The sequence below is a fragment of the Rhodobacter sp. P1_C2 genome (genome assembly GCF_056406375.1).
In genome coordinates, this window is the sequence record NZ_JBFUAG010000002.1 from 234,753 (window position 1) to 258,982 (window position 24,230).

Here is a 24,230-nt window from a genome sequence, read left to right on the forward strand (position 1 = left end):
TGGGAAAATATTCTATATTGGGACAGGAAATCGAGGGATCCGATGTCAGACCTGCCGCACTTCACCCCTGTCACCGCCGCCGTCACCTTCGTGGGGGCCGGGCCGGGTTCGGCCCAGCACCTGACGCTCGGCGCCTTCCGGGCGCTGCAGGGCGCCGATGTGGTCATCCATGACCGCCTCGTCGGACCCGAGGTCCTGGCCCTGATCCCCGCCACCACCCGCCGCATCGACGTGGGCAAGGAAGGCTTCGGCCCTTCCACCGCGCAGGCCGACATCAACGCGCGTCTCGTCGCCGAAGCCCTGACCGGCGCCCGCGTCATCCGCCTCAAGGGCGGCGATTGCGGCATCTTTGCCCGTCTCGACGAAGAGATCGAGGCGCTGGAGGCGGCTGGCCTCTCCTTCACCATCCTGCCCGGCCTGACCTCGGCCAGCGTCGCCGCCGCCACCATCGGCCAGAGCCTGACACGGCGCGGCCGCAACGCCTCGCTGCGCATCGTCACCGGCCATGACATGGCCGGCTTTGCCGATCAGGACTGGCGCGGCATGGCGCGCGAGGGCGAGGTCACCGCGATCTACATGGGCAAGAAATCCGCCCGTTTCGTCCAAGGCCGCCTGATGATGCATGGCGCCGCGCCCGAAACCCCGGTCACCCTGGTCGAAAACGTCTCGCGCCCCGAACAGCGGATCGTCTCGGCCACCCTTGCAACCCTGCCCGAAGCTGCCCAGATGCTTGAAGGCCCCGCCGTCATCCTTTATGGCCTCAAGCCCAGACGGGCTGCAGCCGCCCTGTCCCAGTTGAAAGAGGCACGCGCATGAGCCGCCAGTTCACCCCCAAAGTCGTCACCGCCAACCGCCTGCGCGAAGGCGATGTCGTCTACCTCACCGCCGATGACCGCTGGTCGCCCCTGCACCGCGAAGCTGAGCTGATTTCAGACGAAGCCCATGCGCAACTGCGGCTTTTGCATGCCGCGGCGCAGAAACTTCTGGTCGTCGGGCCTTATCTGGCGGATGCTAAGCTTGGCGCCGATGGCCCCGAGCCGATCCACTTCCGCGAGGCCTTCCGCACGCGCGGCCCCTCGAACTACAACCACGGCAAGCAAGCGGATTACGACCATGTATGATTACACCGACTTCGACGAGGCCTTTGTCCGCGCCCGCGTCGCACAATTCTCCGACCAGGTCGCGCGTCGTCTGGATGGCAGCCTGACCGAGGACGAGTTCCGCCCGCTGCGCCTGATGAACGGGCTCTACCTGCAGTTGCATGCCTATATGCTGCGCGTGGCCATTCCCTATGGCACGATCAACCCGCGCCAGATGCGCCAGCTCGCCTATATCGCCGACACCTGGGACAAGGGCTATGGCCACTTCACCACGCGGCAGAACATCCAGTTCAACTGGCCGAAGCTGCCTGACGTGCCGGCGATCCTGAGCGCCCTGGCCGATGTGGGCATGCATGCGATCCAGACCTCGGGCAACACCGTCCGCAACGTCACCGCCGACCACTTCGCCGGCGCCGCCGCGGATGAGATCGAAGACCCCCGCCCCTATGCCGAACTGCTGCGCCAATGGTCCACCGACCACCCGGAGTTCCAGTTCCTGCCGCGCAAGTTCAAGATCGCCATCACCGGCAGCCCACATGACCGCGCCGTCACCGCCGCGCATGACATCGGCCTGCGTATGACCCGCAATGCCGAGGGCGTGCCGGGCTTTGAAGTCTTCGTGGGCGGCGGCCTGGGCCGGACGCCGATGATCGGCCATCTGGTGCGGAACTTCCTGCCGATCGAGGATCTGCTGCCCTATGTGGAATCCGTCCTGTCGGTCTACAACACGCTCGGCCGGCGCGACAACAAGTACAAGGCCCGCATCAAGATCACCCTGTTCGAGACCGGCCAGGCCGAATTGACCCGGATGATCGAGGAGCGTTTCGCCGAGGTGCGCCCGCTGTTCGGCGGCGCCGACCAGAAGCTTCTGGCCGATATCCGCGCCGCCTTTGCGCAGCCGGACCTCAAGACCGCGCCGATCGACGGGTATGAGGCCTTCTACAAGGCCGACCCGGTGTTCCGCGCCTGGGCTGACACCAACCTGGCCGCCCATCGCAAGGATGACCACGCCATCGTCACCGTCTCGGTCAAGGCCCCGGGCGAGACGCCCGGCGACGCCTCCTCCGACCAGATGCGGGTCATCGCCGATCTGTCGGAAAAATATGGCTATTCCGAATTGCGCATCAGCCACGAGCAGAACGTGATCCTGCCGCATGTCCACAAGGGCGACCTGCCGGCGGTCCATGCCGCATTGGCGCAGGTCGGCCTCGCCACGGCCAATGTGGGCCTGCTGTCCGACATCATCGCCTGCCCCGGCATGGATTACTGCGCGCTGGCCACCGCCCGCTCGATCCCGGTGGCGCAGGAGATTGCCACCCATTTCGAAGCGCTGAAGCTGGAGCATGAGATCGGCCCCTTGAAGATCAAGATCTCGGGCTGCATCAACGCCTGCGGCCACCACCATGTCGGTCATATCGGCATTCTCGGCCTCGACCGCGCCGGGGTGGAAAACTACCAGATCACCCTCGGCGGTGACGGCACCGAACGCGCCGCCATCGGCGAGAAGACCGGCCCGGGCTTTGCCTATGACGAGATCGTGCCCGCGATCGAACGTATCCTGCGCGCCTACCTGGGTCTGCGGACCCATCAGGAGGAAACCTTCCTCGACACCTTCCGCCGCGTCGGGATGGAGCCGTTCAAGGCCGCGCTCTATCCTGAGGAAGGCGAAAAGGATGCCGCATGATCTGCACCAGGGCCCGGTGGCCGAACGTGTCGCCGCCCTGAACGCCCGTTACCGTCACCATTCGGCGACGGCGGTGGTCGAACATGCGCTGAAGGACCATGACCTGGGCAAGGTGGCCCTGGTCTCCTCCTTCGGTGCCGAATCGGTGGTGCTGCTGCACCTCGTCTCGGTCATCGCACCCGAGACGCCGGTCCTGTTCGTCGATACCCAGATGCTCTTTGCCGAGACGATGGAGTATCAGCGCGAGGTGGCCGAAAAGCTGGAGCTGCGCGACCTTCGGGTGATCCGGGCCAAACAGGCGACGGTGGATTTCGAGGACCCCGACGGCACGCTGCACCAGTTCAACACCGATGCCTGCTGCGCCATCCGCAAGGTCGAGCCGCTGGAACGCGCCCTGTCGGAGTTCGATGGCTGGATCACCGGCCGCAAACGCTATCAAGGCGCCAGCCGTCAGGCGGTGGAGTTCTTCGAGAACGAGGGCGATCTTCGGATCAAGGTCAATCCTCTGGCCCATTGGGGCCGCGAGGATATCGAGGAATATATGGTCAACAACCGCCTGCCGCGCCATCCCCTGGTCGCCAAGGGCTATCCCTCCATCGGCTGCGCGCCCTGCACCACGCCTGTGAAACCGGGTGAAGATCCCCGTGCAGGCCGTTGGCGGAACACGGAAAAAGTTGAATGCGGCATCCATTTCATCAATGGCAAGGCCGTCCGCATTCCCCTGAAGCCCACTGAGGAGTCCGCCGCATGAGCGTGATCGTCACCGACACGGGCTTTGCGCCCGCCACCGCCGTCGAAGCGGTCAAACTGGCCGATATCGCCGGCCACAAGGGCGTGCTGGATCTGGCCCATACCGATGATCCGACCCTGGTGGAGCCCTATCTGGCCGACCTCACCCTGATCCGCGTGGCCTTTCCGTCCTTCAGCGACGGGCGGGCCTTCACCATCGCCCGGCGTCTGCGGATGGCAGGCTACAAGGGCAAGTTGCGCGCGCTCGGGCCGGTGATCGCCGACCAATATGCGATGGCCCGCCGCGTCGGCTTTGACGAGGTCGAGATCCCCGACGACCTCGCCGCCCGCCAGCCCGAGGCGCAATGGCTGTTCCGTGCCGATTGGAAGGCCCACGACTATCTGTCGCGGCTGAAGGCGTAAATAACGCTTCCCAAAGCCCCCCGATCCGCATTATAATTGTTCGCATACAAACGATCCAAGTGAGCGCCATGACCGACGCGATGCCCGCCGTTGCCCCCGCCAAACCGCACCTGCCCGATGCCCAGACCGTGACCGCGGTCACCCATTGGACCGACCGGCTGTTTTCCTTCCGGGTGACGCGGCCGAAGAGCCTGCGCTTCCGCTCGGGCGAGTTCGTGATGATCGGGCTGATGAACGACAACGGCAAGCCCTTGCTGCGCGCCTATTCCATCGCCTCGCCGGCCTGGGATGACGAGCTGGAGTTCTATTCGATCAAGGTGCCGGATGGCCCGCTGACCTCGAAGCTGCAGCATATCAAGGTGGGCGACGAGATCATCCTGCGCCCGAAGCCGGTGGGCACCCTGGTCCATGACGCGCTTCTGCCCGGCAAGAGGATCTGGTTCCTGGCCACCGGCACCGGCTTTGCCCCCTTCGCGAGCCTCCTGCGCGAGCCGGAGACCTGGGACAAATACGATCAGGTCATCATGATGCACACCTGCCGCGAAGGGGCGGAGCTGGCCTATGGCAAGGCGCTGGTCGAAAGCCTGAAGGATGATCCGCTGATCGGCGAACTGGTCGGCGACAAGCTGAAATACTACCCGACCACGACGCGCGAGGCCTCGCCGCTGATGGGGCGGATCACCGATAATCTGACCTCGGGCAAGGTCTTTGCCGATCTCGACCTGCCGCCTATGAACCCGGAAGACGACCGGGCGATGGTCTGCGGCTCGCTCGCCTTCAACCATGACGTCAAGGCGGTGCTGGAGAAATTCGGCCTGCATGAGGGCGCCAATTCCGAGCCGCTGGAATTCGTGGTGGAAAAGGCCTTCGTCGGCGACGGGATCTGATTTCCGGCCTTCGGGCCACAAATTTTCTGCGAAAATTTGACGCGCGGCGGCTTAGGCCGCGCGCAAACGCTCCTTCGGGAAGCCGGCAGCGGCGAAGCGCGCCCAGATCTCCGCCTCCAGCCCCGGCGTGCCGAGGCGCAGGCAGTGTCGCAGGAAATACCAGGCGAGGTATTGCGCATAGCCGCCGCGCCGAGCAAGCTGGCTTTCCAGCACGGCGGGGAAGTCCTCGGGGTTTTGCACGGTCCCCGCGAAATGGTGGAAATCGGCCCGACCGAAGAGAACGGCGGGACGGCGGTGCAGGAAGCCCTCCAGGGCGACGGTCGAATTGATCGAGACGGTGGCGGCGCAGGCCTCCAGGATGTCATGCACATTGGCATCGGTCAGCGTCACCCGCGCGTCGCCGTGCAGGCGGGCATGGAGCGCGGCCAAGGTGAAGGGGTTCTTCACCAGGGGATGCGGCTTGACCACGATGGGGCGATCCCCGGCATGGGCCAGCACGACCTCCAGCATGGCCATGTCGTCATAGCGCGTCACCCCCTGCCGTATCGGAAATTCGCCCTGCAGGAAAATGGCCAGCGCGCCCTTGGGCAGTGCGGTGGTTTCGGGCTTCTGGCCGTATTTCGACCGGCGCGGCGCGACCAGACGGGTGCGCTGGGTGTCAAAGAAGCTTTTCGCCCGGGCAAAGGGCATCGCGGCGGGGTCGTAGTCCAGCTGGCCTATCGAGGACAGCGCCTTGGTGCCGACCGGGTCGAGGTGCCAGAACTCCCAGAAATAGGCGACGGCGGCGTTCAGCACGCCTTCGGCCTGGACCGAGCGGTCGTCGATGATGTGCAGATTGCCATCGGCAAAGCGGTCGTCGCCGACATGGCGGGTGGCGGGGGTCAGATCCTCGGCACGGCGGCGGATCTGCAGGGCAATCCCCTCGGCCCGGGCCATGTCGCGGATCACCCGGTACAGCCGCAGGTGGCGCCCGCCGAGGTCGGGGCCGGCTGTCTCGGGCAGGTGCAGCACGATTTCGGGCAAGGGGCTTCCTTCGGACCGCTGGGGCCTCCCCTGCCTATCCAAAGCGGACGCCGCCGCCAAGCGGGCATGAAAAAGGCCGCAGGGCAATGCGCTGCGGCCTTCCTTCCGGGTCCGGTGGCATGAGCCGCCGGGGGCACTTACATGCCGAGGGCTTTCTGGACGGCGGCGACGGCTTCCGGCACCTTGGTGGCATCGGAGGCGGCGGCGGCGACCGAGGCCTTCAGCGAGGCCTTGGTCGCGTCATCAAGCGAGGAATCGTCGATCAGCTTGGTCACCTTGGCGGCGTCGAACTTGGTCGGGTCGAGCGTCGCCATCATTTCGGCCATCGAGGAGGCGGCGCTGGTGGCGGCGGCCCCGGCGGCATCGGCCCCGGCCTTGGCGGCATCGGTCACCGCGGTGGCGGCTGCGGCTGCGGCGGCAGCGGCGTCGGCTGCGGCCTTGTCAGCGGCGGCCTTGTCGGCAGCGGCCTTGTCGGCGGCGGCTTTCTCGGCGGCGGCGGCATCTGCGGCGGCTTTGTCGGCAGCAGCCTTGTCGGCGGCGGCCTTCTCGGCTTCCATGGCGGCCTGTTGCTGGGCTTCAGCCATCTTGTTGGAATTGTACTTGTAGTACGCTCCGGCGGCTGCCGCGATCAAGATGATGGCGAGGATGGTTTTTCTGTTCATTTTGGTCTCCAAACCGGCGGTTAAGCATGCTGCGGCCATATGACAGAGGATACCACCGAAGGAAAGCCTTGGGAAAGGCTTTGCTGAGGCCCCCAATGAGGCCCTGAAGACCGCTTTGCCCGCGCCTATTGGGTTGAAGCCGGCGCAGAGGAGGTCTATCTTGCGCCATCATGTCAACGATGAAGGACCACAACCATAGCACGCCGCCCTCACAACGCTCCGCCGCAACGCGAAACCGGCCCGCGTATCAATGACCGCATTCGCTCGCCCGAAATCCGCCTGATCGGCGCGGATGGTGAGAATGTGGGTGTCGTGACCCCCGCTCGCGCGATGGCCATGGCCGAGGAAGCAGGTCTGGATCTGGTCGAGATTTCCCCCACCGCCGAACCGCCGGTCTGCAAGATCATGGACTTCGGCAAGTACAAGTATGAGCAGCAGAAACGCGAGGCCGAGGCCCGCAAGAAGCAGCACATCATCGAGATCAAAGAGATCAAGTTCCGTCCCGGCACCGACACCAACGACTATGAAGTCAAGATGCGCTCGGTCCTGAAGTTCCTGGATGAGGGCGACAAGGTCAAGGTGACCCTGCGCTTCCGTGGCCGCGAGATGGCCCACCAGGAACTGGGTCTGGCGCTGCTGCAACGTGTCGCCGCCGATGTCGGCGACAACGGCAAGGTCGAATCGATGCCGCGCCTCGAAGGCCGCCAGATGGTGATGATGATCGGGCCGAAATAAGCCCCCTCATCCCGCAGGAAAGAACCGGGGCCGTCTGGCCCCGTTTTTTTATCTCATCATTCCACCTTTCGGTTGACCGACTCGGCGAGAGAGGATAATTCAACTATATGGTTGAACAAGACCCCTCCCCCCAGCCCGACCTGACCGAGATCCTGAAAGCCGCCAGCGACCCGTCGCGGCGCGCGATCCTGACCCTTTTGGCCCAGGCCGGACCGACCCGCGTGACCGAGATTGCCGCCAGGTTCGACATGAGCCTCAACGCCGTCTCCAAGCACATCAAGGTTCTGGAGGCGGCGGGCCTGGTCAGCCGGAGAACGCTCTGGCGCGAGCATCTGATCGAAGTGCAGCTCGGTCCCCTGTCCGAAGTGGACAAGTGGTTCCGCCAGCTCCGCTCGATCTGGGAATTGCGGCTGGAGGCCCTGTCCGATCTTTTCGAGGAGAAAAAGGATGAATGAGATGACCCAGACCGCGATTGACCCCGATGCCCTCAGCCTGACCCTGCAACGCCATATCAAGGCGCCGGTGCAGCGGGTCTATGATGCCTGGCTCGACCCGGCCACGCTGACCCGCTTCATGAGCAATTGCCAGGGCATGACCCTGGCCTCTGCCGAAACCGACCCCCGGGTCGGCGGCCGGTTCCTGCTGGGCATGAACACCGGCAGCCGCGTCATCGACCACCGCGGCACCTATCTGGAACTGGTGCCGCACAGCCGGATCGCCTTCACCTGGGAATCGGAATATTCCACCGTCGAAGGCAGCCGCGTGACGCTGGATCTGGTGCCCGAGGGCGAAGGCACGCTGCTGACCCTGACCCATGTCCGCTTTGCCAATGCCGACAGCCGCGATGGCCATGCCGGCGGCTGGACCACGATCCTCGACGGTCTGGTTGCAACCAGCCTCTGAAACGCGAAACGCCGCCCCGTGACGGGCGGCGTTTTCATGTCCTGGCTTATGGGCCCGACCTCAGAAGCCCGGATCACCGCCGCCACCGCCCTGCCACTTCTGCGCGAGGTTGCCAAAGCGGGTGAAGCGGCCTTCGAAGCTCAGCTCGACCGAGCCGATCGGGCCGTGGCGCTGCTTGCCGATGATGACCTCGGCCTTGCCATGGACCTGCTCCATGATGCTTTGCCACTGGGCCATCTTTTCCAGTTCGTGATCGCCGGGCTTTTCGCGTTCCTTGTAGTATTCGTCGCGGTAAACGAACATCACCACGTCGGCGTCCTGCTCGATCGAGCCGGATTCGCGCAGGTCCGACAGCTGCGGCCGCTTGTCCTCGCGGCTTTCGACCTGGCGGCTCAGCTGCGACAGGGCGATGACCGGGATGTTCAGCTCCTTGGCGATGGCCTTGAGGCCTTGGGTGATTTCGGAGACTTCCTGCACCCGGCTTTCCTTGGACGAGCCTTTCAGGAGCTGCAGATAGTCCACCACGATCAGATCCAGCCCATGGGTCCGCTTCAAGCGGCGCGAGCGGGCGGCGACCTGGCTGATCGGCAGGGCCGGGGTGTCGTCGATGTAGAGCGGGCAGGATTCCAGCGACTTGGCGGCTTCGACGAAGCGGCGGAATTCTTGTTCGGTCATATCCCCGCGGCGGATCTGTTCGGAGGGCACTTCGGACGCTTCCGACAGGATACGCGCCGCCAGCTGTTCGGCGCTCATTTCCAGGCTGAAGAAGCCCACCGCGCCGCCTTCGATCGTGCCCTCGCTGCCATCGGGCATCCGGCCGCGCTTGTAGGCCTTGGCGATGTTGAAGGCGATGTTGGTGGCAAGCGAGGTCTTGCCCATCGAAGGCCGCCCGGCGAGGATCAGAAGGTCGGAGGGGTGGAGCCCGCCGAGCTTCTTGTCCAGATCGATCAGCCCGGTCGAAATGCCCGCCAGCCCGCCATCGCGCTGATAGGCGGCGTTGGCGACGTTGACGGCCTCGGTCACGGCCTTCAGAAAGCTCTGGAACCCGCGCTCCGCGACGCCCTGTTCCCCCAGCTTGTAGAGCCGCTGCTCGGCCTCGATGATCTGCTCGCGCGGCTCTGAATCGACCTCGACCTTGCCCGCCCTTGCGGCGATGTCGCGGCCAAGCCCGATCAGTTCGCGCCGGACGGCAAGGTCATAGATCATCTGGGCATAGTCGCGCGCCGCATAGGCGCTGATCGCCGCCCCGGCCAGACGCACCAGATAGGCCGGCCCGCCGAGCTCCTTGAGCCCCGGGTCATCCTCGAAGAAGGGTTTGAGGGTCACCGGGCTCGCCAGGGCATTCTTCTGGATCCGCGCCGCCATCCGTTCGAAGATGCGCTGGTGGACGGGGTCAAAGAAATGCTCGGCCCGCACCAGGCTCGAGACCCGGTCGAAGACCTCGTTATTGGTCAGGATGGCGCCCAGAAGCTGCTGCTCGCCCTCGATATTATGGGGCATGGCCTCGGTTTCGGGAAGCGCCGGCAAGGCCTGCCGCAGCGTGGCCACTTCATTCATGCTCGTCCCCATTACTTTTTTAAGCCTGCGACATAGCCCCCGGACCTGCCCCAAAGCAAGCCATGAACAAGTCGGTGGATAAGTCCGGTACAAGACTCACGCCACAGCACATCCTACCACATCTGGCGGGGCTTGAGGCTACAAACCCCAACCCCGCGATTCGGATCAGCAGTTATCCCCAATCTATCCCCAGAAGCGCCCCCCACTTTCCCTTGCTCCTTTGGAAATACTCTCGGGGGGGGCAGGGGGGCAGACAGCCCCCCTGCGGCGGGGACAGATCACTTCGCCCGGGCCGCCTGCCAGGCGCGGGGGTCATGCAGGAAGGCCTCGACCTCGCTCAGCGTCGCCTCATCAAAGACGCCCTGCGCCCGCGCCTCGGCCAGAACGTCCCACCAGGTGCAAAGGTGGTGCAGCGCCACGCCATGATCGGCCAGCTTGCCCACGGTTTCCGGGAAGATCCCGTAGTAGAAGATCACCGCCGTATGGGCGCAAGTCGCCCCGGTCTCACGGATCGCATCGACGAAGGAGAGTTTCGAACCGCCATCCGTCGTCAGATCCTCGACCAGAAGCACGCGCTGGCCCTCGGTCATCGCGCCCTCGATCCGGGCATTGCGGCCATAGCCCTTGGGCTTCTTCCGCACATAGGTCATCGGCAGCGCCAGCCGCTCGGCCACCAGCGCGGCAAAGGGGATGCCCGCCGTCTCGCCGCCGGCGATATTGTCGAACGCCTCCATCCCCGCATCGCGCAGCACGGTGACCGAGAGGAAATCCATCAGGACCGAGCGGATGCGCGGATAGGAGATCAGCTTGCGGCAGTCGATATAGGTCGGCGAGGGCAGGCCCGAGGCGAGGGTGAAGGGCGTCTCGGCGTTGAAATGCACCGCCTTGATCTCCAAGAGGGCGCGGGCGGTCAGGCGGGCGATTTCCTCTTTCGGGGGGAAGCTTGCAGGGATCATGCTCTCTCTCTTTGCGCTGTCATCTTGGCTGTTTGCGGTTTCATTCTGGTCCAAATATCCCCCGCGGAGCGGCCGGCATCGGCCGAAAGAGCCTCCGGCGGGGATATTTTCGCCAGAATGAAATCAGCTTGCCACGCGCCAGAAGACGGGGAAGCCGGGGTTGAAGACGGTGACCGGGCCTTGGCCCGTGGTGATCTTGTCGGGGAAGGTGCTCGCCTCGGGGGCCTTGACCAGGGTCAGGGTCGCCGCGTTGGGCGGAAGGCCGTAGAAGGCCGCGCCGTTGAGGCTGGTGAAGGCTTCGAGCTTGTCGAGCGCGCCCTCTTCGTCGAAGACATGGGCCAGAAGCGGCATGGTGTTGGTCGCGGTGAAGCAGCCGGCGCAGCCGCAGGCATGTTCCTTCAGCGCATCGGTGTGCGGCGCGCTGTCGGTGCCGAGGAAATAGCGCGGGCTGCCCGAGGTGGCGGCGCGGCGCAGCGCCAGGCGGTGCTTCTCGCGCTTGGCGACCGGCAGGCAGTAGTAATGCGGCTTGATCCCGCCCACGAGGATATGGTTGCGGTTGATGATCAGGTGATGCGTGGTTATCGTCGCGGCAAGGTTGGTGCCCTCGGCGGCATAGGCGACACCTTCCTCGGTGGTGATATGTTCCATCACCACGCGCAGTTCCGGCAGGCTGCGGCGCAGGGGGTCGAGCACGGTGTCGATGAAGACCGCCTCGCGGTCGAAGATATCGACCTCGGGCGTCGTCACCTCGCCATGGGTGCAGAGCGGCAGGCCGATCTCGGCCATCTTTTCCAAGACCGGCATCACCTTGGCGAAATCGCGCACCCCGCCGTGCGAATTGGTCGTCGCACCCGCGGGGTAAAGCTTGACCGCTTTGACAAGGCCGGAGGCCGCCGCGGCCGCCACATCGGCGGGGTCGGTGTCTTCGGTCAGATAGAGCGTCATCAGGGGCTCGAACACGGCGCCCTCCGGCAGGGCGGCGAGGATGCGGTCGCGGTAGGCGGCTGCCTGCGCCCCGGTCACCACCGGGGGCACGAGGTTGGGCATGATGATCGCGCGGGCGAAATCGCGGGCGGATTCGGGGGCGACGGCCGCCAGCATCGCGCCATCGCGCAGATGCAGGTGCATGTCATCGGGACGGCGGAGCGTGAGGTTCTGGTGCATGGCGCCCGCCCTAGCGCAAGGGGGCGCGAATTTCCAGTGGGATTGCGCCGCGCCCTGCCCTCCGTCTAAGCTGCAGCCTCCTTTGGAGACCTTTGTGATGAAAGCCTTTGCGCCCCCGATCCTGGCCATGTTCCTTTGCCTGACCGCCCTGCCCCTTCAGGCCCAGGAGGTCGATTGCGCCAATGCCACGGCCCAGGTCGAGATGACCGCCTGTGCCGAACAGGACTGGAAGGCCGCCGATGCCAAGCTCAACGCCGCCTACAAGGAGGCGATGGCCGCGATGAAGCAGACCGACCAGCAGCTTGACCCCGCCGATCAGGGCGCGGCCCTCGCCTTGCGCGATGCGCAGCGCGCCTGGGTCGGCTTTCGCGACGCCACCTGCGCCGCCGAGGGCTGGGCCTATCACGGCGGCTCGGCCGAGCCGATGGTGATCTATGCCTGCCGGGCGAGGGTGACCCAGAGCCGGGCCGAGGAATTGGTGAACATGGCGGCAGCCGACTGAGCACGCCCGACCGGACATGCCCGACTGCACGCCGGCCCTCAGGAAGCCGCAGTCAGTTCGGCCAGACGGCGCTTGAACCGGTTCTGGTTCAGCCGCGCCACGACATTGCGGCAGAGCATCGCCTCTCGGGCGGGATGGTCGACCGTGGCGGCCTGAAGCTGGCGCAGATAGGTCGTATCCTCGCGCCGCTTGCGCCAGAGCGAACCGAAGCGCGCCTCATCCAGGACCCCGTCCATCGCCGCCACGATCAGGTGGTTGAGGATGCCCAGCCGGGCGAGGCAAGCCTCGAGGTCGGGGCCGCCGAAACGGGCGCTCAGATGGGCGACATGGGGCGCGTGGAACAGCGACGCCTGCATCGCATCCGCCGGGGAGACCGGATCACAGATCACCGTGGCGGCCAGCGCGCCGTCCACCATGTCGGGCGCAAAGCCGAAGCGCGAGGTGAAGTCGAGCCGCCTCGCCGCGCGGTAGCGCGTCTCCCACGAAGCGAGGCCGGGGTTCAGCGTCGCCACCGGATTGACCAGCAGCACCCGCGCGCCGGGCGAGGCGATCGAGAAGGCCGCCGCCGCATGGCCCGACGGGCCCGCGCCATAGAAGAGCACGCGGTCGAAATCCTCGAAGAAGCCATCGTCGATCAGGCGGTCGAAATGGGCATAGACTGCTGGATCGCGGTACCAGGGACCGCCTTGCGACAGAAGGCAAAGGTGCGACCAGTCGCAGTCATCGGCCAGATCCATCCCGACCGGCAGCTTGCGCGGCCGGGTCTGCGCCGTCTCGAACCGGTCGAAGCTGACCAGAAGCGTCGCGGAATTGTCGAGGAACACCGCCTTGTGCTGGTCGCCGATGGCGTGGAAATGCCCGGCCTCCTCCCCGATCCGGGCGAGCATGCTCAGCCATTCCTCCTGCGAGGTGGCCGCAGAGGCATCAAGCTCCAGGTCGCTGTCAAGATCGATCATACCGGCTGTCATCTTACCAAACGCACTGAACCAGGGACACTTGCCATCGTGGTAGCGCCCCGGTGCCCGGCTGTTCAACAAAATAAGTCTTTGCATTGCAGGGATTGGCTGAACAGTGCCGGTCCATTGTTGCCGGCCTCCCGCCTAACCGCGGTAAAGCTGCAGCAAAGCCGCCTCGGCGGGGCCAAGGCTGCGGCTCGGCCCGGTCATCAGAAGGCGGCCGAAAAGGGCGCGCCAGGGCTCCTCGGCCATCAGGGCGGCAAAGCGGGCCTGCCGCCAGGCCACCGCCTGGGCATGCAAGGGGCCGAGCACCGGATCGCCGCGCAGTTCCACCCGCAAGCCGCCCGCATCCAGCGCCAGGATCGAGCGGTCCTCGGCCTCGCAAAGGTTGCGCTCCACCCAATAGCCCATGTCGAAGGCCGAGGCCTCGCGGTTGGCCCGGCCCCGGTCACATTTGACCAGATAGCTTTCCGCCGCCCCCAGGGCGTAATGGTTCAGCTGCACCAGCCGGTAATTGTCCTGCCGGTAATCCGAGAAGAGCCGCTGCCCCAGCGCCACCTCGCGCCCCGAACCGTCGAACCAGCGGGCTTGGGTCCCGGGTTCGGGCGATTTCGGGCGGTGGACGCCGAGCTTGCGGAAAAGGCCGGGGCGGAACAGCGTCTTGAACATCTGCGCCCGCCACGGCCAGGCGAGGGTCACCGGGGCGGCCCGGTGGAAGACCTCGGTCACCGGGCGGTCCTCGTAGCGGACGACGCCCGCATTGCCGAACATCCGCCAGGTCAGGGTGATCGCATCGGCCTGCGGCAGGGCCGCCAGAAGATCGCTCAGGCGGCGCGCGCCGGCATGGATGTTCACATATTCGTCGATGTCGCAGAACAGCACCCAATCGGCCTCTCGCACCAGGGGATGCCGGTCCGCCGCCTTCAGGGCCGCCCATTGCGGGCCCTCGGCATGGGGGCCGTCGTTGCGGACATGGGTCAGCCAGCCCATCGCCTGCAACCGGTCGAGCATTGCATCGGTGCCATCGGCGCAGTCGTTGGAAAAGACCAGCACATCGCTAAACCCGCGGGCGCGATGATGGGCGAGCCAGTCCAGCAGGAAGGCTGCCTCATTCTTGACCGTCATGACCAGGGTGGCGCGCATGGCCAAGGCCTAGCATCCCGCACCCCCGCGCGCAAACACCTTGACCCCGGGGCAAAGCCCCCGCACCTTGGCGCGATGACCCAGCATCTGCGCATCTTCGAACCCCATCCCGGCCTTCTGGCCTTCTATGACGGCCGCATCGAAGGCCACCGGTTCCTGCCGCAGGACAATTGGGTGGATGACGGGGCGATCTCGCTCGGCATCGCCTCTTACGCCCTGATCCGGGGGGCAGAGGCGCTGGTCTATGACACCCATGTCTCGCTGGATCATGCCCGCGCGATCCGTGCGGCGCTGGAGGCGCGGGGGGTCAGCCGGATCACGGTGATCCTGTCGCATTGGCATCTGGACCATGTGGCGGGCACCGGAGTCTTTGCCGATTGCCCGGTGATCGCCAATGCCCGCACGGCGGCGCATCTGACCCGCCACCGCGCCGCGATCGAGGATGGCAGCCTCAAGGGCCTGCCGGTGATCGCCCCGCTGATCCTGCCCGACCGGGTGTTTTCCGGCGAGATGACGCTGGACCTTGGCGGCACCAGGGTCGTGCTGATCGAGGCCAATATCCATTCCGACGATGCCACGCTCCTGTGGCTGCCCGAGACCGGCGTGCTGCTGGCGGGCGATACGGTCGAGGACAGCGTGACCTATGTCGGCGAGCCGGCGGATTTTGCCACCCATCTGGCCGATCTGGACCGGATGGCGGCGCTGCAGCCGCGTTTCGTGCTGCCCAACCACGGCGCGGCAGAGACCATCGCCGCGGGCGGCTATGACGCCGGGCTGATCACCGCCACGCAAAGCTATATCCGCTGGCTGCAAGGCCTGCAGCATGACCCCGCCCGCGCGGGCGAGCCCCTGTCGCAGGTGATCGGCGCCGATATCGCGGCGGGCAGGCTCGGCTATTTCGCGCCCTATGAGGCCGTCCACGCCCAGAACATCCGCCGCAGCCTGGCGCTCTGGGCCTGAGCCTGTCGCGGGGGCATGGCCCTTGCGGCTAAGCGCGGGCGGCTCTTTGCCGGCGCGGGCGGCCCATGGGCACAAAGGCGCTTAAACCTGCGCGGGACATCGGCTTTCATCACAACGATATCGCATATCAGCCCGAAAATCCGGCTAGTGACCCCATGCAAGCGGCAAGAATCGGGCCCTTTGCAAAAATGCACGGAGAGTGCGGGAACGGCGCGCCGTCTTGCGCGTTTGCCCCGCAACTGTCCTTCACTTCGAAAGGTGTGCGAATGAGAAGACTGATCAACACAACCACGATCCTGTCGCTGGCCCTTTATGTCGTGCCGCCCTTTGCGGCACAGGCGCAGGACCTGCAGAAGGTGAACGTGGGTGACAAAGAGGTGATCTGCCTGCCCAACAAGGCCGCAGCCTGCCCTGACGGCGCCTTTTGCGTGATCGCGAAAAACCCCAACAATTGCCAGACCAATGCCGAGAAGGCCGTGGCCGAGGGCAAGGCCTCGGCCGGCGCTTCGGCGGATGCCACCGCGACCGCCGATCCTTCGGCAACCGATCAGGCGGCAAGCGATCAGGCGATGGCCGACAAGCTGGCCGCCGACAATGAAGCTGCCGCGAAAGCCGCGGCCGCCGATCAGGCCGCGGCTGAGAAGGCCGCTGCCGACAAGGCCGCTGCCGATCAGGCCGCCGCTGACCAGGCTGCCGCCGATCAGGCCGCCGCGGCCAAGAAAGCCGCTGCCGACCAGCTCGCCGCCGATCAGGCCGCTGCCGAGAAGGCTGCTGCCGACAAGGCCGCCGCCGCCGACGCGGCTGCTGCCGATGCGACCGCTTCCGGCACCGCCACCGCCGATGCGACCACCACACAGCCCGTCACCACTCCGCCGGTGATGAACCCCGACCGCAAGACGGTCACCGTCAAGGGTGTCACCGTGATCTGCCTGCCCAACAAGGCCGCCTCCTGTGGCGATGGCGAGATCTGCGTCGTGGCGCCGAAGACCGCGCATTGTGAAGATCTGGCCACCAAGAAGGTCGGCAAGATGACCGAAGCCGAGATCGCCGCAGCCGGCGGCGCTTCTGTCGGTGCTGCGACCACCGGTGGTGCGACCGATGGCACGATGGCCACCGCCACGGCGGATGTGACCGCCAATGCCCAAGCCAATGCCCAGACCGATGCCGCGGCTGATCCGAATGCCGCGCTGACGCCGGAACAGAAGGCCGCCAAGAAGGCCGCTGCCAAGAAAGCCCGCGAAGAGCAGGCTGCGATGGACGCGGCAAGCATTGCTGCCGCCAAGAAGGCGCAGGAAGAGGCCGCCAAGGCCGCTGCCGCCGACCCGAACCTGAAGCCGGTCGAAGCCCCGGTTCCCGATGCGAAAGCCGTGCAGACGCTGGAAACCGTTCTGGACGCGCCCGCCGTGGCCGACCCCTCGGACCCGAGCCAGGCGCCCGAAGTCGCCGCCGCCGCCGGTGAGTCGACCGACCTGACCAAGGCGCCGACCGAACAGACGGCACCCAAGGATGCCCAGGTCACCACCGAAACCGTGACCGAAGCCGATACCCGCACCTCGGCCGAGAACTTCACCGCCGCCCCCGCGACCGTGGCCCCGGGCAAGAAATCCGGCCTCTCGGATCTGGAAAAGGTCGGTCTGGTCGCCCTCGGTGCGCTGGCGATCGGCGCGATGCTGAAGGGCAACAAGGAAGTCGTCTCCAACACGGGTGACCGGGTTGTGGTGCGCCAGCCTGACGGCACCTACCAGGTCTACAAGGACGACAACGCCCTCCTGCGCGAGCCGGGCAACAAGGTCACCACGCAAAGCTTCAAGGACGGTTCGACCCGGACCATCGTGGTGCGTGAAGATGGCAGCCAGATCGTCACCGTGCGTGACGCCTCGGGCCGGGTGCTGCAGCGGATCGCCTATGACCGCGATGGCCGTGGCACCGTGCTGATCGACGACCTGCAACCCGAACAGCGCGTGGACGTGACCCGTCTGCCGCGCAGCCAGCCGCAGGGCAACCTGATCGAGATCGACCAGAGCGACGCCGCGATGCGGGCGGAACTCGCCTCGGCCAATGCCGCGGATTACGGCCAGAAATTCTCGCTGCGCCAGATCCGCACGATCGCCGAGGTGCGCTACCTTGCGCCCACGATCAACGTGAACAACATCACGTTCGAGACCGGTTCGGCCGCGATCCTGCCGAGCGAGGCCAAGAAGCTGAACAAGCTCGGCTCCTTCATCACCCAGATGATCCGCACCAACCCCGGTGAGGTCTTCCTGATCGAGGGCCATACCGATGCCGTGGGCTCGGCCGCGTCCAACCTCGCCCTGTCGGACCGTCGCGCCGAATCGGTGGCCAAGGCGCTGACCGAATACTTCCAGGTGCCGCCGGAAAACCTGGTGGTGCAGGGCTATGGCGAATCCGAGCTGAAGATCGACTCGGCCGGTGACGAACGCGCCAACCGCCGGGTTGCCGTCCGGATAATCACGCCCCTGCTGCGCCAGTCGTCGAACTGACGCACCAGCACCGTGACAGAACGCCGCCGGGTTCGCGCCCGGCGGCGTTTCCTTTTGCCGCGCCCGGGTGCATGCTGGCAAAAACCCGAGGCGCGGCCCTGCCGGCGCCCCTCCCCCCGCATGACGGAGCATCCGATGTCGCACCCCAGCTTTTCGCCCGACCAGATCCCGGAGATCGCCCTCGATTGGTACAGCGCCGGCCGCAAGCCCTGGGTTGCGACGGTGATCGAGACCTGGGGCTCGGCCCCGCGGGCTGCGGGCAGCCAGATGGTGGTGGATGCCGGGGGGGCGATGATGGGCTCGGTCTCGGGCGGCTGTGTCGAGGGCGCCGTGGTGGCCGAGGCGCAGGCGGGTGGCGCGGCGCGGGTGCTGACCTATGGCGTCTCGGATGACGAGGCCTTTGCCGTGGGTCTCGCCTGTGGCGGCACGATCCGCGTGCTTCTGGTGCCGGTGGCCAAGGGCGCGCTCGACCCCGATCTTCTGGCCAGGCTGGTCGCCGCCCGTGCGGAGCCGCGGGCCGTGGCGCTGGAGGTCGGCCTTGAGGATTTCGCCCACCGCCTGGTGCCTTTGGGCGCCGATCCCGCCGTGGACGCCCGCCTGCGCGCCGACCGTTCCGGCGTGGAGGAGGGCTGCTTCATCGGGGTCCACAACCCGCCCCTGCGGCTGTTCGTGGTGGGGGCGGTGCAGATCGCGCAAAGCCTGGTGCCGATGGCGCGGGCTTTGGGCCATGCGGTGACGCTGATCGACCCGAGGAGCGCCTTCGGCTCTGCCGCGCGCTTTCCCGGTGAGGCCCTGGAGGAGGACTGGCCCGACGAGGCCCTGCCCCGCCTCGCCCCCGATGCCCGCAGCGCCATCGTGACGCTGACCCATGACGCCAAGCTCGACGATCCGGCCATCGCCTTTGCCCTGCGCTCGCCGGTCTATTACCTCGGCTGCCTCGGCTCGACCCGGACCCATGCCAAGAGGCTGGACCGGTTGCGCGCCCTGGGCTTCGCCGAGGCCGATTTCGCCCGCATCCATGCGCCGGCGGGGTTGAACATCGGCGCGAAATCCCCGGCGGAGATCGCGCTGTCGATCATGGCGGAGATCACCCAGGTGTTGCGCAAGGGCGGCTGAGGCGGGGAGGAGCGACGGCGGGGGGCGCTCGGCGGACCCGGCCGGGGCTCTGCCCCGGACCCCGGGATATTTGGGCCAGAATGAAAGGGGGGGCCCGGGGGGGATCGTGCCGGGGGCCGGGGGTCAGCGTTTCGGTTTGCGGATCGGGTCGGCGAGGAGGCGCAGGCCGTTCAGCACCACGAGGAGGGTGCCGCCTTCGTGGCCGACCACGGCCATGGGCAGCGGCAGGTGGAAGAAGAGGCCGCCGGTGACCAGGACCAGCATGGCGCCGATAGCGAAGGTCAGGTTCTGGTGGATGATCCGCATCGTGCGTCTGGCCAGCCGCCGGGCCTCGGCGAGGCGGGCCATGTCCTCGGAGAGGAGCGCCACATCGGCGGCCTGCAGGGCGACCTCGCTGCCCGCCGCCCCCATCGCGATGCCGACATCGGCGCGGGCCAGGGCTGCGGCGTCGTTCACCCCGTCGCCGACAAAGGCGACCTTGCCCTTGGCGGCCAAGGCATCGACCAGCGCCACCTTGTCCTGCGGCAGAAGGTCGGCGTGGACCTCCTCGGGCGCGAGGCCGAGGCGGGCGGCGATGCGCAGGGCCACCGGGCGGCGGTCGCCGGTCATCATCACGATCTGCGAGACGCCGCCACGCCGCAGGGCCGCCACCGCCGCCGCCGAACTGTCGCGCGGCTGGTCGGCCAGGGCGACCGCGCCGAGCAGCTGGGCGCCGCGGCCAAGGTAGATCAGCGTCTCGTCACCGTCGCGCAGGGCTTGCAGGCCGGGATGATCGGCCTCTGCCCCCATCCGCGCCAGCATCCGCGGGTTGCCGGCCCAGAGCGGGCCTGCGGCATCCCTTCCGGTGATGCCTTCCGAAGGCGCGGTCGTCACCTCGGCCACCGGGGTCGGCGTGAGCCCGCGCCGGGCCACCTCGCGCTTCAGCGCGCCGGCGATCGGGTGTTCGGAATGCGCCTCGATCCCGGCCAGCAGGCTGAGGAAGCTGTCCTCGTCCCCCTCCAGCGCCAGAACCTTCGTGACCTCGGCCCGGCCCGTGGTCAGGGTGCCGGTCTTGTCGAAGGCGAAATGGCGCACCTCGGCCAGGCGTTCCAGCGCCGCGCCGCCCTTGAAGAGCACGCCGCCGCGCGCCGCCGCCGACAGCGCCGACAAGATCGCCGCCGGGACCGAGATCACCACCGCGCAGGGCGAGGCCGCGACCAGCAGGGTCGCCGCCTGATACATCGCCTGTCTGACCGCCACCCCGAGCCACAAGAGCACAAGAAAGGCCGCGACCGAACCCAAGAGCACCGCCACCGTATAGCGCTGGCCGAACCAGTCGCTGAAACGTTCGGAGGGGGCCTTCATCCCCTGCGCCTCGGTCACCAGGGTGATCATCCGGGCGACGGTGCTTTCCTCGAGCCGCCGCGCCACCTCCATCACCAGAACCGCGTTCAGGTTCACCGTGGCCTCGTGCAGCTTGGCACCCGGCTCCTTGGCGACCGGCACCGATTCCCCGGTGATCGTGCTTTCGTCGATCTCGCCCTGCCCTTCGGCCAGGAGGCCATCGACCGGCACCCGCGCGCCGGGGCGCAGGACCACCCGGTCGCCGGGTTCCAGATCGCCCACCGGCACCTCGACCGCTGCACCATTCATCAACTTCAGCGCGGTTTCCGGGCGGAGCGCCATCAAGGCCTCCACCGCGCGACGGGCCTTGCCGAGGGCGCGGTGTTCCAGCGTGCCCGAAAGCGAGAAGAGCGCCAGCAGCACAGCCCCTTCCAGCACCGCGCCGACCGAGGCCGCGGCGAGGGCCGCCACCACCATCAGAAGGTCGATGTCGAGGCGGAACTTGCCGAAAAGCTCGCGCAGCGCCTCGACCCCGGCAGGCACGCCGCCGCAGAGATAGGCGAGGATCAGCGCCCCGGTCACCACGACCTCAGGCAGGGGCACGAGAAAGGCCGAAAAGGCCGCCAAGGCGAGGCCCGCGATGGTCAGAAGGGTCAGGGTCATGTCGCGGCTGTCTTGGGTCACGGGCGCTCTCCGGTTGCCTTTCGCTTAAGCTATCCGATTTCGGCCCGCTTCCCCATCGGCGGTAACGCCGCAGGGGCGAACTTTCCCCCTTGACCCCAGACGCCCGCCTGTCAAAACCCCCGCATGGCAGTAGCAACTCTTTCCATCGACCTCGATGCGCTGGCCGCGAACTGGCGGGCGCTGGACCGTGCCTCGGCCTCGGGCGTGCAAACCGCCGGAGTCGTCAAGGCGGATGCCTATGGCCTGGGCGTCGCCCCCGTGGTGCGCACCCTGGCCAAGGCGGGCGCGCGGCGCTTTTTCGTGGCGGCCACCGAAGAGGGGGTCCTTGTGCGCAAGGCCCTCGGGCCGGGGCCGCAGATCAATATCCTGTCGGGTCACATGGCGGGCGACACGGCGCTGATCCGCGACCATGACCTGACGCCAATGCTGAACTCGCTCGACCAGGTCACCCGGCACCTGGAGGCGCTGCACGGCCATGCCTTCGGCGTCCAGCTGGATACCGGCATGAACCGTCTGGGCATGGAAGAGGCCGAGTGGGAGGCCGCCGCCCCCTTCGTGCTGGAGGCCGGGCCTGACCTTCTGATGTCGCACCTCGCCTGCGCCGATGACCCCGATCACGCCATGAACGAGGTGCAGCTGGCGAATTTCCACGCCATGACCGATGGCACCGGCGTGCCGCGCTCGCTTGCCGCCACCGGGGGCATCCTGCTTGGCCCCGCCTATCATTTCGACCTGACCCGACCCGGCATCGGCCTTTATGGCGGGCGGCCCTATGAGGGGGCGGCGCCGGTCGTGGCCCTGTCCCTGCCGGTGATCCAGACCCGCCCGGTCGCGGCGGGCGAGGCGGTGGGCTATTCCTGCACATGGACGGCAGATCGCCCCTCGATCATCGCCACGGTGCAGGGCGGCTATGCCGATGGCATCATCCGCAGCCTGTCCTCCAAGGCGACGCTCTGGGCTGGCGATGTGCCCTGCCCCTTGGTGGGCCGGATCTCGATGGACCTGATCACGGTGGATGTGACCCACCTTTCCCATGTGCCCGAGGCCCTGGACCTGATCGGGCCGGAGCAGGGCGTGGACCGGCTGGCCGATGTGGCGGGCACCATCGGGTATGAATTGTTGACCCGGATGGCCCCGCGCCTGAACCGGCGCTATCTGGGGGGCGTGCGATGATCACCACACCGGCAAGCGGCACCGCAGGCACGGGTCCGGGCAAGCTGCTCGGCAGCATCCTGGCCGGGATCGGCCGCCCGGTGCTGGCTGCACTTTCGGCCTTTGGCCGGGTGACGCTGTTCGGCTTGAGCACCCTGCGCCATCTGGTCACCCCGCCGTTTTACTGGCGCGAGTTCGGTCAGGCCCTGCTGCAGATCGGCTGGTTCTCGCTGCCGGTCGTGGCGTTGACCGCCTTCTTCACCGGCGGGGCGCTGGCCTTGCAGATCTATGCCGGCGGCTCGCGCTTTTCGGCCGAGGCGGTGGTGCCGCAGATCGTGGCCATCGGCATGGCGCGCGAGCTTGGCCCCGTGCTGGGCGGCCTGATGGTGGCGGCGCGGGTCGCCTCCTCGATCGCGGCCGAGATCGGCACGATGAAAGTGACCGAGCAGATCGACGCCCTCGTCACCCTGTCCACCCATCCGATGAAATACCTGACCGTGCCGCGGGTTCTGGCGGCCACCATCGCCGTGCCGCTTCTGGTGGCGGTGGGTGACAGCATCGGGATTTCGGGCGGCTGGATCGTGGGGATCAGCAAGCTTGGCTTCAACTCCGCCACTTACCTCAAAAACACCAGCGATTTTCTGGAGTTCTGGGACGTCGGCTCCGGCCTCGTCAAGGGCGCGGTCTTTGGCTTCATCGTGGCGCTGATGGGCTGCTACTTCGGGATGAACTCGGGCCGGGGCGCGCAGGGCGTGGGGGCTGCGACCAAATCCGCCGTCGTCGCCGCCTCGATCCTGATCCTGGCCGCCAACTTCCTGCTGACACAGGCGTTCTTCTCCTCATGATCACCCTCAACGGCGTGCACAAGACCTTTGGCCAGAACCGCGTGTTGCGCGGGGTCGACCTGACCCTGCCCAAGGGCGAGAGCATGGTGATCATCGGCGGTTCGGGCACCGGCAAGTCGGTGCTCTTGAAATGCGTGCTGGGCCTTGTGACGCCCGACAGCGGCACCATCACGCTGGAGGGCCGCGATGTCACCGCCAAGGGCCAGTCGGGGGCCGAGCGCGATGCCTTCCTCGCCCGCTTTGGCATGCTGTTTCAGGGCGGCGCCCTTTTTGACTCGCTGAAGGTCTGGGAGAATGTCGCCTTCCGCCTGCTGCGCGGCGCCAAGGCCCTGCCCAAGGATCAGGCCCGCGCCGTGGCCATCGAAAAGCTGCGCCGCGTCGGGCTGAAGCCCACGGTCGCCGATCAATACCCGGCAGAGCTGTCGGGCGGCATGCAGAAGCGCGTGGGCCTCGCCCGTGCCATCGCCGCCGAGCCCGAGGTGATCTTCTTCGACGAGCCGACCACCGGGCTTGACCCGATCATGTCCGGCGTCATCAACACCCTGATCCGCGAGATCGTGGTGGAGATGGGGGCGACCGCCATGACGATCACCCATGACATGTCCTCGGTCCGCGCCATCGCCGACCGGGTGGCGATGCTGCATGACGGGCTGATCCGCTGGACGGGTCCCGTGGCGGAAATGGACACGGCGCCAGACCCTTACCTGCAACAGTTCATCCACGGCCGCGCCGAAGGCCCGATTGAATCGGTGCGTTAACCGAAGCTTTTTGGGTATGATTGATTGGGCAGTCTGCTGGAATGGACCATGGGGATCTGGCTGCCATTCGCCGTGGCCATTTGGGCCGCGTACAAGGCCCCGTTGGCGACGGTTGGCAAGTGGCCGGCCCTTCTCAGGTTCGAATACCGCTCACTCCGCTTCGGATCTTTTGTACCGACCTATGCGGCTTACTTCCTCTATTTGACGCTGGATACCTTTCTGGGGTTCTTCCCCAAAACGCATGCCTGGATTACCCTGTTCACCGCAGCGGTGTCGCTTTCTGCAGGCTTTATCGTCCTTTGGGCGATCCTCCGCGTTACCTATCTCGCACGATCCATTGGCGGCGCCCTCCTCGCAGGTGCATGGATGATGATGATGCTACAGGTTATAGCCATCTATCGGTTTGGCTTCATAAACTGACCAGACGACGCCACCGCGGCAGTGCGGGGACGGCTTTCGCCAAGCCA

Annotated in this window: 25 protein-coding genes; 17 read left to right on the forward strand and 8 right to left on the reverse strand. The window is 66.7% G+C overall.

Annotated features, from left to right (window positions below; all coding sequences use genetic code 11):
• Positions 1-42: 42 nt before the first annotated feature.
• The 6 genes from cobA to AC1DZT_RS03905 all read left to right on the forward strand — a co-directional run bounded on the left by cobA (position 43) and on the right by AC1DZT_RS03905 (position 4,823).
• Positions 43-816, forward strand: coding sequence for a uroporphyrinogen-III C-methyltransferase (gene cobA, locus AC1DZT_RS03880; protein WP_478005284.1), 774 nt, complete (start codon positions 43-45; stop codon positions 814-816).
• Positions 813-1,121 carry a DUF2849 domain-containing protein gene (locus AC1DZT_RS03885; protein WP_478005285.1) on the forward strand — a complete coding sequence of 103 codons (309 nt, stop codon included), beginning with the start codon at positions 813-815 and terminating at the stop codon, positions 1,119-1,121. Before cobA ends, AC1DZT_RS03885 begins: the two co-directional genes overlap by 4 nt.
• The gene (locus tag AC1DZT_RS03890; RefSeq protein WP_478005286.1) at positions 1,114-2,784 is read left to right on the forward strand and encodes a nitrite/sulfite reductase; all 1,671 of its coding nucleotides are present in this window, start codon (positions 1,114-1,116) and stop codon (positions 2,782-2,784) included. The genes AC1DZT_RS03885 and AC1DZT_RS03890 overlap by 8 nt, the downstream gene beginning before the upstream one ends.
• A complete protein-coding gene (locus AC1DZT_RS03895; RefSeq protein ID WP_478005287.1) occupies positions 2,774-3,535 on the forward strand; it encodes a phosphoadenylyl-sulfate reductase in 762 nt (253 codons plus the stop codon). The genes AC1DZT_RS03890 and AC1DZT_RS03895 overlap by 11 nt, the downstream gene beginning before the upstream one ends.
• On the forward strand, positions 3,532-3,936 hold the full coding sequence (locus tag AC1DZT_RS03900) for a DUF934 domain-containing protein (protein WP_478005288.1): 405 nt from the start codon (positions 3,532-3,534) through the stop codon (positions 3,934-3,936). Before AC1DZT_RS03895 ends, AC1DZT_RS03900 begins: the two co-directional genes overlap by 4 nt.
• A gap of 68 nt (positions 3,937-4,004) precedes the next feature.
• Positions 4,005-4,823 (forward strand): ferredoxin--NADP reductase, encoded by an 819-nt coding sequence (locus AC1DZT_RS03905; RefSeq protein ID WP_478005289.1) that lies wholly within the window; start codon positions 4,005-4,007, stop codon positions 4,821-4,823.
• 51 nt (positions 4,824-4,874) lie between these two features.
• Here the strand turns inward: AC1DZT_RS03905 and AC1DZT_RS03910 are convergent, their stop codons facing one another.
• Positions 4,875-5,846, reverse strand: a complete 972-nt coding sequence (locus tag AC1DZT_RS03910; protein WP_478005290.1) for a capsular polysaccharide export protein, LipB/KpsS family — start codon at positions 5,844-5,846, stop codon at positions 4,875-4,877.
• A gap of 137 nt (positions 5,847-5,983) precedes the next feature.
• Positions 5,984-6,508, reverse strand: a complete 525-nt coding sequence (locus tag AC1DZT_RS03915; RefSeq protein ID WP_478005291.1) for a hypothetical protein — start codon at positions 6,506-6,508, stop codon at positions 5,984-5,986.
• Between the two features lie 246 nt (positions 6,509-6,754).
• Between AC1DZT_RS03915 and infC the strand changes: the two genes are divergently transcribed.
• The 3 genes from infC to AC1DZT_RS03930 all read left to right on the forward strand — a co-directional run bounded on the left by infC (position 6,755) and on the right by AC1DZT_RS03930 (position 8,146).
• The gene (gene infC / locus AC1DZT_RS03920; RefSeq protein ID WP_478005509.1) at positions 6,755-7,243 is read left to right on the forward strand and encodes a translation initiation factor IF-3; all 489 of its coding nucleotides are present in this window, start codon (positions 6,755-6,757) and stop codon (positions 7,241-7,243) included.
• 107 nt (positions 7,244-7,350) lie between these two features.
• Entirely contained in the window at positions 7,351-7,698 is a 348-nt protein-coding gene (locus AC1DZT_RS03925; protein WP_478005292.1) for an ArsR/SmtB family transcription factor, read from the forward strand.
• Entirely contained in the window at positions 7,691-8,146 is a 456-nt protein-coding gene (locus AC1DZT_RS03930; protein ID WP_478005293.1) for an SRPBCC family protein, read from the forward strand. The genes AC1DZT_RS03925 and AC1DZT_RS03930 overlap by 8 nt, the downstream gene beginning before the upstream one ends.
• A 60-nt stretch (positions 8,147-8,206) precedes the next feature.
• On the opposite strand, the gene AC1DZT_RS03935 is transcribed toward AC1DZT_RS03930, so the two are convergent.
• The 3 genes from AC1DZT_RS03935 to pyrC all read right to left on the reverse strand — a co-directional run bounded on the left by AC1DZT_RS03935 (position 8,207) and on the right by pyrC (position 11,823).
• Entirely contained in the window at positions 8,207-9,703 is a 1,497-nt protein-coding gene (locus AC1DZT_RS03935; protein WP_478005294.1) for a replicative DNA helicase, read from the reverse strand.
• Between the two features lie 278 nt (positions 9,704-9,981).
• The gene (locus AC1DZT_RS03940; RefSeq protein WP_478005295.1) at positions 9,982-10,659 is read right to left on the reverse strand and encodes an orotate phosphoribosyltransferase; all 678 of its coding nucleotides are present in this window, start codon (positions 10,657-10,659) and stop codon (positions 9,982-9,984) included.
• Positions 10,660-10,782: 123 nt separating this feature from the next.
• On the reverse strand, positions 10,783-11,823 hold the full coding sequence (gene pyrC / locus AC1DZT_RS03945; protein WP_478005296.1) for a dihydroorotase: 1,041 nt from the start codon (positions 11,821-11,823) through the stop codon (positions 10,783-10,785).
• Positions 11,824-11,920: 97 nt separating this feature from the next.
• On the opposite strand from pyrC, the gene AC1DZT_RS03950 reads away from it, so the two are divergent.
• Complete coding sequence (locus AC1DZT_RS03950) at positions 11,921-12,325, forward strand: lysozyme inhibitor LprI family protein (protein WP_478005297.1); 405 nt, start codon at positions 11,921-11,923, stop codon at positions 12,323-12,325.
• Positions 12,326-12,363: 38 nt separating this feature from the next.
• On the opposite strand, the gene AC1DZT_RS03955 is transcribed toward AC1DZT_RS03950, so the two are convergent.
• Entirely contained in the window at positions 12,364-13,281 is a 918-nt protein-coding gene (locus AC1DZT_RS03955) for a phosphoadenosine phosphosulfate reductase (protein ID WP_478005298.1), read from the reverse strand.
• 144 nt (positions 13,282-13,425) lie between these two features.
• The gene (locus AC1DZT_RS03960; RefSeq protein WP_478005299.1) at positions 13,426-14,424 is read right to left on the reverse strand and encodes a glycosyltransferase family 2 protein; all 999 of its coding nucleotides are present in this window, start codon (positions 14,422-14,424) and stop codon (positions 13,426-13,428) included.
• Between the two features lie 75 nt (positions 14,425-14,499).
• Between AC1DZT_RS03960 and AC1DZT_RS03965 the strand changes: the two genes are divergently transcribed.
• The 3 genes from AC1DZT_RS03965 (at position 14,500) to AC1DZT_RS03975 (ending at position 19,001) form a co-directional block, all read left to right on the forward strand.
• Positions 14,500-15,384, forward strand: a complete 885-nt coding sequence (locus AC1DZT_RS03965) for an MBL fold metallo-hydrolase (RefSeq protein WP_478005300.1) — start codon at positions 14,500-14,502, stop codon at positions 15,382-15,384.
• 266 nt (positions 15,385-15,650) lie between these two features.
• The gene (locus AC1DZT_RS03970; protein ID WP_478005301.1) at positions 15,651-17,885 is read left to right on the forward strand and encodes an OmpA family protein; all 2,235 of its coding nucleotides are present in this window, start codon (positions 15,651-15,653) and stop codon (positions 17,883-17,885) included.
• 135 nt (positions 17,886-18,020) lie between these two features.
• The gene (locus AC1DZT_RS03975; RefSeq protein ID WP_478005302.1) at positions 18,021-19,001 is read left to right on the forward strand and encodes an XdhC family protein; all 981 of its coding nucleotides are present in this window, start codon (positions 18,021-18,023) and stop codon (positions 18,999-19,001) included.
• Positions 19,002-19,124: 123 nt separating this feature from the next.
• Here AC1DZT_RS03975 and AC1DZT_RS03980 read toward each other — a convergent pair whose 3' ends face one another.
• Positions 19,125-20,987 carry a heavy metal translocating P-type ATPase gene (locus tag AC1DZT_RS03980; protein ID WP_478005510.1) on the reverse strand — a complete coding sequence of 621 codons (1,863 nt, stop codon included), beginning with the start codon at positions 20,985-20,987 and terminating at the stop codon, positions 19,125-19,127.
• A gap of 144 nt (positions 20,988-21,131) precedes the next feature.
• On the opposite strand from AC1DZT_RS03980, the gene alr reads away from it, so the two are divergent.
• From alr to AC1DZT_RS04000, 4 genes are read left to right on the forward strand one after another with little or no spacing between them, the layout of a single operon-like run.
• Entirely contained in the window at positions 21,132-22,181 is a 1,050-nt protein-coding gene (gene alr / locus AC1DZT_RS03985; RefSeq protein ID WP_478005303.1) for an alanine racemase, read from the forward strand.
• A complete protein-coding gene (locus tag AC1DZT_RS03990; RefSeq protein WP_478005304.1) occupies positions 22,178-23,005 on the forward strand; it encodes an MlaE family ABC transporter permease in 828 nt (275 codons plus the stop codon). The genes alr and AC1DZT_RS03990 overlap by 4 nt, the downstream gene beginning before the upstream one ends.
• Positions 23,002-23,763, forward strand: a complete 762-nt coding sequence (locus tag AC1DZT_RS03995; protein ID WP_478005305.1) for an ABC transporter ATP-binding protein — start codon at positions 23,002-23,004, stop codon at positions 23,761-23,763. Before AC1DZT_RS03990 ends, AC1DZT_RS03995 begins: the two co-directional genes overlap by 4 nt.
• 48 nt (positions 23,764-23,811) lie before the next feature.
• The gene (locus tag AC1DZT_RS04000) at positions 23,812-24,183 is read left to right on the forward strand and encodes a hypothetical protein (RefSeq protein WP_478005306.1); all 372 of its coding nucleotides are present in this window, start codon (positions 23,812-23,814) and stop codon (positions 24,181-24,183) included.
• Positions 24,184-24,230: the final 47 nt, after the last annotated feature.

What these genes read in the sequence shown, in the direction of transcription:
- alr (WP_478005303.1), top strand. Translation starts at nt 21,132, where the DNA reads ATGGCAGTAGCAACTCTTTCCATCGACCTCGATGCGCTGGCCGCGAAC.
- AC1DZT_RS03930 (WP_478005293.1), top strand. Translation starts at nt 7,691, where the DNA reads ATGAATGAGATGACCCAGACCGCGATTGACCCCGATGCCCTCAGCCTG.
- AC1DZT_RS03940 (WP_478005295.1), bottom strand. Translation starts at nt 10,659, where the DNA reads ATGATCCCTGCAAGCTTCCCCCCGAAAGAGGAAATCGCCCGCCTGACC.
- AC1DZT_RS03960 (WP_478005299.1), bottom strand. Translation starts at nt 14,424, where the DNA reads ATGCGCGCCACCCTGGTCATGACGGTCAAGAATGAGGCAGCCTTCCTG.
- AC1DZT_RS03950 (WP_478005297.1), top strand. Translation starts at nt 11,921, where the DNA reads ATGAAAGCCTTTGCGCCCCCGATCCTGGCCATGTTCCTTTGCCTGACC.
- AC1DZT_RS03885 (WP_478005285.1), top strand. Translation starts at nt 813, where the DNA reads ATGAGCCGCCAGTTCACCCCCAAAGTCGTCACCGCCAACCGCCTGCGC.
- AC1DZT_RS03905 (WP_478005289.1), top strand. Translation starts at nt 4,005, where the DNA reads ATGACCGACGCGATGCCCGCCGTTGCCCCCGCCAAACCGCACCTGCCC.
- AC1DZT_RS04000 (WP_478005306.1), top strand. Translation starts at nt 23,812, where the DNA reads ATGGGGATCTGGCTGCCATTCGCCGTGGCCATTTGGGCCGCGTACAAG.
- cobA (WP_478005284.1), top strand. Translation starts at nt 43, where the DNA reads ATGTCAGACCTGCCGCACTTCACCCCTGTCACCGCCGCCGTCACCTTC.
- pyrC (WP_478005296.1), bottom strand. Translation starts at nt 11,823, where the DNA reads ATGCACCAGAACCTCACGCTCCGCCGTCCCGATGACATGCACCTGCAT.
- AC1DZT_RS03975 (WP_478005302.1), top strand. Translation starts at nt 18,021, where the DNA reads ATGTCGCACCCCAGCTTTTCGCCCGACCAGATCCCGGAGATCGCCCTC.
- AC1DZT_RS03955 (WP_478005298.1), bottom strand. Translation starts at nt 13,281, where the DNA reads ATGATCGATCTTGACAGCGACCTGGAGCTTGATGCCTCTGCGGCCACC.
- AC1DZT_RS03895 (WP_478005287.1), top strand. Translation starts at nt 2,774, where the DNA reads ATGCCGCATGATCTGCACCAGGGCCCGGTGGCCGAACGTGTCGCCGCC.
- AC1DZT_RS03965 (WP_478005300.1), top strand. Translation starts at nt 14,500, where the DNA reads ATGACCCAGCATCTGCGCATCTTCGAACCCCATCCCGGCCTTCTGGCC.
- AC1DZT_RS03970 (WP_478005301.1), top strand. Translation starts at nt 15,651, where the DNA reads ATGAGAAGACTGATCAACACAACCACGATCCTGTCGCTGGCCCTTTAT.
- AC1DZT_RS03890 (WP_478005286.1), top strand. Translation starts at nt 1,114, where the DNA reads ATGTATGATTACACCGACTTCGACGAGGCCTTTGTCCGCGCCCGCGTC.
- AC1DZT_RS03980 (WP_478005510.1), bottom strand. Translation starts at nt 20,987, where the DNA reads ATGACCCTGACCCTTCTGACCATCGCGGGCCTCGCCTTGGCGGCCTTT.
- AC1DZT_RS03915 (WP_478005291.1), bottom strand. Translation starts at nt 6,508, where the DNA reads ATGAACAGAAAAACCATCCTCGCCATCATCTTGATCGCGGCAGCCGCC.
- AC1DZT_RS03900 (WP_478005288.1), top strand. Translation starts at nt 3,532, where the DNA reads ATGAGCGTGATCGTCACCGACACGGGCTTTGCGCCCGCCACCGCCGTC.
- AC1DZT_RS03935 (WP_478005294.1), bottom strand. Translation starts at nt 9,703, where the DNA reads ATGAATGAAGTGGCCACGCTGCGGCAGGCCTTGCCGGCGCTTCCCGAA.
- AC1DZT_RS03925 (WP_478005292.1), top strand. Translation starts at nt 7,351, where the DNA reads ATGGTTGAACAAGACCCCTCCCCCCAGCCCGACCTGACCGAGATCCTG.
- AC1DZT_RS03995 (WP_478005305.1), top strand. Translation starts at nt 23,002, where the DNA reads ATGATCACCCTCAACGGCGTGCACAAGACCTTTGGCCAGAACCGCGTG.
- AC1DZT_RS03990 (WP_478005304.1), top strand. Translation starts at nt 22,178, where the DNA reads ATGATCACCACACCGGCAAGCGGCACCGCAGGCACGGGTCCGGGCAAG.